Origin of the sequence: Maribacter sp. BPC-D8 (genome assembly GCF_035207705.1) — a bacterium.
GTDB lineage: Bacteria > Bacteroidota > Bacteroidia > Flavobacteriales > Flavobacteriaceae > Maribacter.
Genome location: NZ_CP128187.1, coordinates 4,755,763 through 4,766,190 on the forward strand (window position 1 = coordinate 4,755,763; position 10,428 = coordinate 4,766,190).

A 10,428-nucleotide genomic window follows, 5' to 3' on the forward strand; every position below is an offset into this window, starting at 1 on the left:
TTATTGCTTGCGTAGTAATTCAAATTTTGTTTTTGCAGCTTGTATTTCCTCATAGTTCATTTCTTGCTCTAAATACCATTTTACCTCTGTAGCTACAGGTGGGCTTAGCGTAAATTGTATTGTTTTCGGTATGGTGTTCTCATCATTTTCACCATAACTTTGAATTTCAGCGAGTTTAGCTTCTATAAAATTCCAGCCTTTTTTAAACTGAATATCTGCGGTTCGCTCTATTTCAAGATCGGCGTTTTCAGGTGATGTTTGAATACAGGTGTCTTTATATTCAAGGGCTCTGTCTATGTACATCCAATAGTATCTATTTCCTGTAATTTTATTCCGGTTTTCTTTGATTAACATTTTTTCGTCAGAAACAGGAGAAATATAAGCTACAGAAACCCCATATTTTTTCACATAAATAGGAGGGTACATTTGCGAGTACACATCATCATAAGGTGTTTTGAAAAGAGGTTCGCCAAGCATATCAAATTCACCTTTTCCGTTGCATTTAAGCATATTAAATTGACTTTCTAAGTTAGCGTTCATGTGAGTTTTACCGAGCGATTTAATATCATATTCAGGTAAAACGAAATGAATCTCACCCGTTTCATCAATGCTGCCTAGAATAATTTCATCTCCATTATTTTGCCACTGCACAAGTTCAAATCCTCCTGTGGTATAATCTAACTCCCCTTTAAGTTGATTTTCAAGTTTAGGTGCTGAAGTTTTAGTTTGTAATTGCTGCGTTTTGCATGATTGAAGTAAAATAATCGCAAGTAATAAGGCTAGTTTCGTTTTCATAGTTCTGGTTGAATTATTTAGCTATTCTCTATTATGGGAAACTTTCTTATGTAAGAAATGTACTTTATAAACAAGGGTTAACCTCATAGGTTATACACGTGCCATTTTAGTTATTTTTATAAAAAAAATACAAAATTTACAGGGTTTTATAAATGTACGTAAACCCCTTTTAAAAAATTAGCTAGAAGTATATTTTTTATCTAAATAATTGATCAGTAGATTTTTATGGTTACAATATCTAGAAGATTTATGGCTAAACTTAAGTCTTAATAGTGACTAGATAAATAGAAGATGAACCAAAAAAAAGCTCAAAGATTCTGATTTTAGAATCTATGAGCCTAGAATAGTATTGTCTCAGATGCAGGAAGAATTGATTTGTTTTTTATCTGAGTTCTTTATGTGTGCCGTATGTATTACCTAACTAAACTTCGGGTTTATATTTCAATTGACTTAACAAACAGTTTTCTCGTTCCATATCATCTCTAACACTCAAAAAAGTAGGTTGGTAAATACTTCCGCCCTTGTAGGCATATAAATACCGGACTTCAATAATTTCATCTAGCTTAGGTATTTCTTTGTTTACTGAAATGGTAACATTCCCCACAAAAATATCTTCACCATTTTCTATTAGAGACATTCCAATACTTCGCTTATCATTAATCTTAGAAACAATAACAGAAACCGTATCATAAAACTTAAATTTTATTTGATTTCCGCCGCTATTGGGTCTGCCTGCTGCGTATGCTGAATTTAATTTTTTAAAGACAACACCTTCCTTAGAATCGTCTTTTAACTGCTGAAATAAAGCTTGTTTACTTTCGATGCCTTCTATTAAAGCTACAAGTTCTATTTTTTCAGAGAAAGAAATATTTTTCAGTATTTCATATCTTTCTAAGTAGCTTTTTGCTTTTAAATCTTCTTCATTAAAAGACAATATATCAAATACATATAAAGTGTCATCAATCGCTTCTCCATCAATAATAAAAGTGCTTTCAATTGCATTGGCACTGTTTATCATTTGTTCGGGTGCACCAACAGATAATCCTCTTCTGTTTATAGCAATTGTTTCATCTTTCGTTTTTTTAATGAGCATTCTCTTGCCGTCCATTTTTTCTTGCAGACACCAATCATCATCATTAAAGAAATTTTCTAACTCACTTTCTTCTATTGGGTTTAATAACTGACAGTGAATGCCTGTTTTTCTTTGCTCGGTATCTACTACATAATTCGAAGAATCTGCATCGGGTACATACCCTTTAGATGCTTTAGAAAGCACCAATTTGTCATATATTTTCTTTGCTTTTTCGTAAGCAACAGGGGCTTGTGTTTTAGTACCTGTCTTTAATGTAGCGCCTCTTCTGCCGTAAGCGAAATTAACTATGTAATTACCCTCTTTCTCTTCTAAGTAGGCTTTATAAACCTTATCGCTTCTTTCTTGACGAAAGAATAAAGTGATGCTTTCAGTTTTTGTAGGTATGGTCATTTTGTTTTTTTCTAAAAAATGATAGATAAAAATTTACTGAGCTTTTTAAATTTCTGATAACAATTTTCGATTAAATTGGAAATTTGTTATTCAATGTTTTGTGTATAGCTTATTTAAATTAATTGACTTGATATTTCATTAACCTGTTCATCAGTTAAGATAGGTTCAAAGTAATTAATATAGGCATTAAGTTCTTTTAATAATTTTACACTTACATATTTAAATTCAGTATTTGGTTTATTATTAATCATGACTATAACGTTTCGAATTGGAATTTTTTGTTCTCCCCAATGATGATCATGTAAAGTTATATTTTCCGAAATGTAGATGTATAGAGCAAAATTTGATCTTCTAATTTGTTCTATTGGTGATCGCAGACTAATAGAATTAACAGAGTTTTTACTCCAGTTTTTTGTCTCTAATATAAAAATTCCTGCTTTTGAGATTAAAAGATGGTCTATTTGTATAGAGTAAATTCTCTCGTTTTGTTGTTTGTGAAAAATAGGAGGGGAAAAATCTAATTTAAAATCATTAATTAAGATAAAATCGTCAGAAAGTTTTTTAATTTCTTTTACAACTAAGTTTTCCCCAATTGCTCCGGAAATTAGGTTTTTACATTCCTCTAAAACCTCGCGTGTGTATTCTAAATCAGCAATTTTAAGATTAGCGCTTCTTTTAATTAATAACTGCTCATCAGTTTCATATTCGTGTATAAAAAGTTGGTCAACTTTAATCTTTTGAGAAAACGGCTGAATAGCTTGATTCAGCCGTTCAGATTTGCTTTTGATAAAATCATTGTATTGTTTTCTTAAATAATAAAGCTTAATGCTTGAAAGTATTTTATTTAAAAAATTAAGGTTGTTTCCTTTATGAGTTAAATCGATTTTTGATTGTAGATGGGCAATTTTGACATCTATCTTTTCTGTCTCTATTTTGCTTATTTCAACTTTTTGTTGGGTGTTATTTTTAAGACGTATACAGGTTTTGGAATATTCTTCATCCAGTTCGTTTTTTGTGTCGTTTAGAACTGTTTGTGTTTCTGAATCAAATTTTATTAAAAAATCTTTTATCTCTCTTACAGATTTAAATCTAGTAACACCTCTACTTTCTAATTCATATTTAAGAGATTTTAATGATTCTATGGTTCTGTATATTCTTGCCATTAAAGGATAATTCTTAAATAAGCAATAACGTATTTGTAATTGATTAGTTGCCTTGTGATTTATAATTATTTTAAAAAAAAAGCTCAAAGAATCTGATTTTAGAATCTATGAGCTTAGAATAGTTTTGTGACTGATTAAAGAAGAATTTGTTTGTTTTTTTAAATCAGGGCTTTGTTTTAAATAGTTTTATTCTGTAATTTGTTTCGCAATATTTTCTGGCCAAACTACAAATTTTCCATATTGACCATTTTTTTCAATACCACCAGTTTCTTTTCCTTTTTTTGTTGTTATCCAATCATCTTCTTTTTTATACATTAACTTATTGTCAGTAAACCAACTATTTACCTTTCTGCTACTTAATCCTGTAAGATGGGATAATTCTTTGGTTGTTAGTAGTTTAGAGTTTGAAGAGGTTTTGGTTTGTGGCTTTTCTAAAATTTCTATTTTTGTTGATTGTGCTTCTTCCGGAATTGATGAAAACTCAAATCGTTCACTTGTTTCGTCAATGAAATCTATTTCTTTGTAGGCATCTTCAAATAATTCTTTATCTGTTTCGTCATTTAGGTCGATTAAAACACCCATTTCCTTATTGTTGTTCATAGAGAACTCATAAAGGTTCAATGACGTAATTATCATCGTATCATCATTTAAGTAACATTTAGCATGTAAATCCTGATTGTATTTTAAGATTACAAATCTTAATCCTTGAAGAAATTTCATTTCCTTGGGATTTAGCTCTTGCTTTCCAAATATTACAGTTGTGATTTTATCCTTGCTATTTCTGTAAGTTAGTAATTGCTTAAAATCTTTTGATAATTTGAGATAGGGTGATATTAAAATCAATCTAGTTTCTGCATTTCGGATTAAATCTTCAATTTCAGATACTGCTTTTCTTGTATTTAAAAATTTCGCCATTTATCTTTTAGTTTTTGAGTTTGTTAAAAATTGATTGAGGCTTATGGGGTTAAGTATTTAAATTTAGCAAATAGAATCTGAATACTAAATATGATAAAATCGCCTCGCATTTACTGGGATTATAAATTTTTCAGATTAAAGAAGAATTTGTTTGTTTTTTATCTGAGTTCTTTCTTGTAAACAGTTTTTAATCCAGCCGAAGTAATTTTCTTGGAAAAATGATATTGTAGGTTCCTTCCATATACTCTTCTGAGTAAAATCCATTCTTGACATCGATTATCTTTACAGAATCAATAGCCTCGATATTTATTTGTAAATCAATATTTTTTGGATTTTCTAGTACTTTGTGAAATACTATTGTATATGAACATTCGTCTGTCCAAGTAATTTTTGATTCCACTTTAACCCCGGTTTTTGAATTAAATGAGATTTCTTGATTTTGAGTTCTCTGGATAATCATGTCCCCATACTCATTATCAATAACTTTAAATTTACCTTCCTTAACAACTTCACAATCAATTTGAGCACTTGAAATAGTAGAAAAAAGGAGTGTAAATAATAGGACTATTTTTCTCATGTTATCTTAATGAATGCCAACGTCTCGTATATGAAACGTAGCGTGTAAAAAGGTGCTACATTTCGGATTAAACACTGAGCCGAATTTTTAAATTTTATTAATTATTTTATTTTTGGAAATTTGTCAAATTTAAAAATTTGGCGACTTTCCGAAAATGCCCAAAACATTGTGTTAGCAACGACTTGCGCTATTTTTTATATACATTGTTGTCACCAGTTACTTAAAGTATATGTCTTTTGATTTTTGTGTTAAAAAATAATATGTTCTGATTCCTAAACCCTTTATGTGCTCAATTTTATCGGCTCGTAACAATTCAGATTTAACTAGCCTAACAGCTCTTTTAGAAGCTTTTTGGTATGAACAATCAAGCTCTTGTGCTAATGAAGTTGGATATTGAGGTTCGTTTATATATATAGAATTTAATAACCTAATATCAAATTCAGGTAATTGTAGTTCTTCTTCTACTTGGTCAGTCAGGTTGATTTCAACGTGTTCTAAATTACAAATCCCTTTTTTACATTTAGGACACATCATATCAAACATCTCAAGCATTTCCAATTTTTCGTACGGTAATGAATTAGAACAATTATTACATTTGAACTGTTTAGCATCTGATATATATTCTCTAACAATATCAGAATTATTAAACCTCCTTTGAATCACATATTTTCTATCTGTTCCTTTTCCATAATTTATATCTTCTGATTTACATAGACCGTGATTTAAAGAATAAAAGGCCATTAAAGTTTTTCCATCTTGGTCTTTTTGTTCACTATATTTAGTTATAAAATAATTTAACTCTAACGTTCGTAAAACATTTTCTAATTTTTTATCTATATAAAAGTGACTTGTAGGTGGTTTTGATTTGTCGGCTTGAAAAATTTTCGACTCGGATGTAGATATTTCAGTTTTGTTGGTTTTTGCTTTTGAAATAATATTATTCAAAACTTCGTTTAGATGAAATTTCTCTAATCTTTCGCTAAATGCGCTTCGCATATATTTATTTTTTGAGAAAAACACTTCTACAGTATCTTTAAAAAATCTTTCAGAAGCGATGTTTATATCTTGTAGTGTAATTTTCTTTCCTTTTGAAACACTTGTTTGAAATGAATACCATAGAACCCAACCTATGTTTCTAGGGACATTTGATGTAGAGTCAAAAAGTAGTTGATAAAACTGTTCCATTGGAACTTTATCTGAATATGCGAAAAAAGATTCAGGCTTTACATTACAGAAATAAGAACATCTTTTTGTGAGTAATCTTTTAACGTTGTTTATGGCTTCTTTTTGAGTATTGGATACTTTTCCAGATTGATATAAGTCGTAATAATCAAGTTTTATTTGTTCAATTTTTTGAGGGTCAATATCTCCTAAATAAACTCTATTTGGATAACCAGCTATTTTGAATTTGAAAAATTCTTCAGACCAATTGTTTAATGGCGATACAATAGTGTCCACAAAAATTTTCATAGCTTCCTCCTGTATTTCAGAGAAATCGTCTAAGCATATGAAAACATAGTTAATACCTATTTCTTTTAAAAGTTTTTTTAATTCTAAGAGTACTTTATGAGGCTCATAATATTGTAAAAATATTTCAGAAAAGGCTTCATCAATATTTTCAGAATGTTTATTTGATTTCTGGCTACCTTTTTCAAAACCAGCAGTGCCTTCTATTGCTTTTTCAGATACTTTTCCTCCTAAATTAAAATTTGTAGAACTAGAATTTTCATTGAGATTATTCTCAGTAGACTGGACAATTTTTTCTTTTAAAATTAATATATCCTCACTTTCCTTTTTATCAATATTTTTAAAAATTTGAGATATTTCATCTTTAAAATTTTGTTTATCAGGACCAAATTTTTTCGATATTGAAGCTAAGAAAAATCTTAAAGTATTAGTTTTTACTTCCTCTTCAATTTGGGATAATATTAATTTAAGAAATGACTTGAAAAGGAAATATTTGTCAAGTTCCTCTTTATTAAGAATATTCTTAAAGTTTGCTGAGTTATAAGTGAATGTTCTTGATTGGTCAAAAATTGTTTTTACATCTAAGTATAGAGATAATTTATCTGTAGACTTCCTAACTTCGTGCTGAAGTCTGGCTATGATTGTAGATTTTCCAGTTCCTTTTCGACCAATTAATATTGTAGTATTAGGCTTTAAAGAAGTTTTAAGTACAAAATCATTTTCTAATGGGTCAACGTAAAGCTTTTCAATTATGTTTTCATCCTTGTTTATGTCAGAGAGGTCAGCTCGTCTGCTCTTTTTCAAAGAATCGACCATATCAAAAAAACCATCAATTAGATTTTGTCTTCTTTCTTCTTCTTTAGTCATTGAGTTTTTTTTAATTGGTGATAACAAGTGTGTATATGTATAATTACACTTCTAATATACCACTAAAGAATAAACCTACAATAACCATTTTACACTCCATTACGGGAAACCGTAATTGGTTAAAAATTATGTATGGTTTGGGTATTTTTACGACCAAATGGTCATGTCAAAGAAAATTCTATTTATCTATAATGCCAATAGTGATACGGGCAGTAAAATGTTAGACTTCGCCCATAAAATTGTGAGTCCCGATACGTACGATTGCGCACTCTGCTCATTAACCTTCGGTAATTTCAGCGAGAACAAACAATGGAAAGGGTTTAGAGAAAGTTTGTTAGCAAAAGGCTACGAGCTAGAATTCTTTCATAAAGATGAGTTTCAAAAAAGCTATAAAAGTAAGTTTGGGCATAAGTATACCTATCCTATTATATTAGTAGAAACGGCACATGATTTAGAGGTGCTGGTAACGACCGAGAAGTTGAATGCTTTTGAGGGAGTGGAGGAGCTTATTTGTTCAGTTGGCAGTGTTCAGTAACAGTTTTCATTTGTTGTTCGTCTTTGCGAGGAGCTTTTCGCGACGTGGCAATCTGTTGAATTTGTGTTCTGTGGTTGGTTGATGGTTGTTGGTTTCACTCTGTCGCTTAGTTTGGTTGTAGTGTGGCGTGTTCCAAACAAACAGATAGCCGCGCTCTGCTCGCTATGACGGAGAGATTTAAATATTCGTCTTTGCGAGGAGCTTTTCGCGACGTGGCAATCTGTTGAATGTGTTTTCTGTGGTTGGTTGATGGTTGTTGGTCTCACTCGGTCGCTGAGCGTAGCCGAAGTGACATTTCGGTTGCGAGGTGAGTTTTCGTGTTCCAGTCCCTTCGACTGCGCTCAGGATGACAATGCGGTTTCAGTTTTCAGTTTTTAGATGTTTTCGTTTGTGAGTACCACTGTCAGTTCGAGTGGATTTCGAGGTACGAGAAATTTGTATCGAGAACAGGTTTGGTACACTAGATGGTTCTCGATACAAATTTTTCACTTCCGCTTTGCTACAGTATAAAATCCACTCGAACTGACATATCGTTTACGAGATGTGTGTCGTGTTCCAAACAAACAGATAGCCGCGCTTTGCTCGCTATGACGGTGGCGAGAGAGTTTTCAGTTGGCAGTGCCAGTTTTCAGATGTTTTCGTTTGTGAGTACCACTGTCAGTTCGAGTGGATTTCGAGGTACGAGGAATTTGTATCGAGAACAGGTTTGGAACACGCGAGGGTTCTCGATACAAATTTAGGCTTTCGTTGCACTCAAGCTAAAATCACTCGAACTGACAATGCGTTTACGAGTTTAGTTTCGTGTTCCAAACAGGCAGATAGCCACGCTTTGCTCGCTATGACGTTAATAAAGAAGTACTAAGTACTAAGTATAAAGTCGTAAGTAAGAGGTACAAAGTATTAAGAAGTGAATGTGGAGTATAAAGAGAACAGCATAAAGCAAACAGCTCAAAGTACGCAGTACTAAGAACTAACAAGAACAGCTTTGTACTCTGTACTTAATACTTAATACAAAAAAAACGCGCAGCGTTAAGAAAACTGCCAACTGTTACTGCCAACTGTTACTGCCAACTGTTACTGCCAACTGTTACTGCCAACTGTTACTGCCAACTGAATACTAGAACAAGTACTTAATACAAAAAACGTGCAGCGTTAAAAAACGAACAACCAACAACGAACAACCATCAACCATTTTTCGTTGCCTCGTAAAACTTCTCGTTGATATCATCTATATATGCCAGTACTTCATCGCGACCACTTCGGTGGCTAGAGCTGGTGATAAAGTGTGGTGGTGCTTCTTCCCACATGTCTTCTAATAGTTGATCCAGGTATTTTTTAACTTGAAGTTCAACCGCTTTAGGCTTTAATTTATCTGCCTTTGTGAAGATAATGGCAAATGGTACTCCGTTTTCACCCATCCACTGCATGAACTCCATATCTATAGGTTGTGGATCATGGCGAATATCTACAAGCACGAAAGAGCATACTAGTTGCTCTCGTTCTAAAAAGTAATTGGTGATATATTTTTGAAAGGTCTTTTTATCTCTTTTAGAAACACGTGCATAACCGTAGCCAGGTAAATCGACAAGAAACCAATTTTCATTGATTTTAAAGTGATTTATAAGTTGGGTTTTACCGGGTCTGCCAGAAATTTTCGCCAAGCTTTTACGCTCGGTCAACATGTTTATTAGAGAAGACTTACCAACGTTAGAACGACCAATAAAGGCGTACTCGGGTAAAGGCTCTTTCGGGCATTTGGCAACATTAGAGTTGCTCATTACAAAGTCGGCCGACTTTATTTTCATCCGTAGGGTATTTAGAAATTGTTTTTCGTCAACCACTCATCAAGAATGGTGTTGAATTCGTCTGGGTGCTCCATCATCGGTGCATGTCCGCATTTATCCATCCAAAATAAATCTGAATTAGGTAAAAGCTCATCGAACAGTTCTGCAACGTCTGGCGGAGTAACCGTATCATTTTTTCCCCATATAATACAAGTTGGGGTTTTCATGCTAGGTAAATCTTGCGCCATGTTGTGGCGAATGGCACTTTTTGCAATTGCCAAGGTCTTTACCAATTTTACACGATCGTTAACCGTAGCAAAAACTTCATCTACGATTTCTTTGGTAGCAACTTCTGGGTCATAGAAAACATCTTGTGCTTTCTTTTTAATAAACTCATAATCACCACGTTTAGGGTAACCATCGCCCATAGCGCTTTCGTAAAGTCCAGAACTACCTGTAATTACCAAAGCTTTTACTTTTGCCGGGTATAATTTGGTGTGTAAAAGACCAATATGGCCACCTAAAGAGTTACCTAAAAGAATAACATCGTCTAGCTCTTTATAATCTATAAATTTCTTAAGGTATTTTGCAAAATTCTTTACCGTTGTCTTTAACATCGGCATAGCGTAAAGGGGCAATTCAGGAATAATCACTCTGTATCCTTTCGGAGGAAAATAAGTATTCACCCCCTCAAAATTACTTAGTCCGCCCATTAATCCGTGAAGAATAATAATGGGTTTGCCCTCGCCTTTTTCTATATACTTAAATCCTCCCTCGGTGATCAATTCGTTTTCCATGCGCACTACTCATCATAATTCTCCAAATATAGGTAATTACCGAGA

9 protein-coding genes are annotated in these 10,428 nt (G+C 32.5%); 1 reads left to right on the forward strand and 8 read right to left on the reverse strand.

All coding sequences use genetic code 11. The features are described from left to right. The 6 genes from QSV08_RS20710 to QSV08_RS20735 form a co-directional block, all read right to left on the reverse strand. Nucleotides 1–795: a hypothetical protein gene (locus QSV08_RS20710; RefSeq protein WP_324025582.1), complete on the reverse strand. Its 795-nt coding sequence runs from the start codon at nucleotides 793–795 to the stop codon at nucleotides 1–3. A gap of 421 nt (nucleotides 796–1,216) precedes the next feature. After that, complete coding sequence (locus QSV08_RS20715; RefSeq protein ID WP_324025583.1) at nucleotides 1,217–2,278, reverse strand: RNA ligase family protein; 1,062 nt, start codon at nucleotides 2,276–2,278, stop codon at nucleotides 1,217–1,219. A 113-nt stretch (nucleotides 2,279–2,391) separates the two neighbouring features. Further along, the gene (locus tag QSV08_RS20720) at nucleotides 2,392–3,441 is read right to left on the reverse strand and encodes a nuclease-related domain-containing protein (RefSeq protein WP_324025584.1); all 1,050 of its coding nucleotides are present in this window, start codon (nucleotides 3,439–3,441) and stop codon (nucleotides 2,392–2,394) included. A gap of 186 nt (nucleotides 3,442–3,627) precedes the next feature. Next, a complete protein-coding gene (locus QSV08_RS20725; RefSeq protein ID WP_324025585.1) occupies nucleotides 3,628–4,356 on the reverse strand; it encodes a phospholipase D family protein in 729 nt (242 codons plus the stop codon). 187 nt (nucleotides 4,357–4,543) lie between these two features. Then, nucleotides 4,544–4,933, reverse strand: coding sequence for a hypothetical protein (locus tag QSV08_RS20730; RefSeq protein ID WP_324025586.1), 390 nt, complete (start codon nucleotides 4,931–4,933; stop codon nucleotides 4,544–4,546). Between the two features lie 216 nt (nucleotides 4,934–5,149). Continuing rightward, on the reverse strand, nucleotides 5,150–7,267 hold the full coding sequence (locus QSV08_RS20735; protein ID WP_324025587.1) for a hypothetical protein: 2,118 nt from the start codon (nucleotides 7,265–7,267) through the stop codon (nucleotides 5,150–5,152). Nucleotides 7,268–7,430: 163 nt separating this feature from the next. Between QSV08_RS20735 and QSV08_RS20740 the strand changes: the two genes are divergently transcribed. Beyond that, nucleotides 7,431–7,802, forward strand: coding sequence for a GTPase (locus QSV08_RS20740; protein ID WP_324025588.1), 372 nt, complete (start codon nucleotides 7,431–7,433; stop codon nucleotides 7,800–7,802). Nucleotides 7,803–8,986: 1,184 nt separating this feature from the next. On the opposite strand, the gene yihA is transcribed toward QSV08_RS20740, so the two are convergent. Together yihA and QSV08_RS20750 are read right to left on the reverse strand one after the other, a co-directional pair. Further along, nucleotides 8,987–9,607, reverse strand: a complete 621-nt coding sequence (gene yihA / locus QSV08_RS20745) for a ribosome biogenesis GTP-binding protein YihA/YsxC (RefSeq protein ID WP_324025589.1) — start codon at nucleotides 9,605–9,607, stop codon at nucleotides 8,987–8,989. Between the two features lie 11 nt (nucleotides 9,608–9,618). Continuing rightward, nucleotides 9,619–10,383: an alpha/beta fold hydrolase gene (locus tag QSV08_RS20750; protein WP_324025590.1), complete on the reverse strand. Its 765-nt coding sequence runs from the start codon at nucleotides 10,381–10,383 to the stop codon at nucleotides 9,619–9,621. Nucleotides 10,384–10,428 lie beyond the last annotated feature (45 nt).